Raw genomic sequence first — 234 nt, 5'->3', positions numbered from 1 at the left:
CAATACGACCTGCAGATATCATTTGCGTTGGCTCAATAACACTGACATCTATCGATACAAATATTTGATCAGGGCCTCGGGTTATTTCCTTTTTCACTTTTTTAATTACGCTTGATATACCGCGTTTATTTATTTCTGCCATGGTGTGATATTTTACGCCTTGTTCTCGGAGCCATTGCAGCGTATCAATATCGACAGATTGTCCGCGCAAGCCTATTTGAACGACATCATTAC

Annotated in this window: 1 protein-coding gene; it reads right to left on the bottom strand. The window is 40.2% G+C overall.

The features are described 5' to 3' along the window. On the bottom strand, window positions 1-234 hold a 234-nt coding region (locus AAEZ22_RS18660), incomplete at both ends, for an arginase family protein (RefSeq protein ID WP_352298583.1).

It is taken from the genome of Pseudoalteromonas sp. 20-MNA-CIBAN-0454, from assembly GCF_040308685.1.
Classification (GTDB): Bacteria; Pseudomonadota; Gammaproteobacteria; order Enterobacterales; family Alteromonadaceae; genus Pseudoalteromonas; species Pseudoalteromonas nigrifaciens.
Note: the sequence above shows the minus strand (reverse complement) of the source record. Positions and strands in the feature narration are given on the sequence as shown.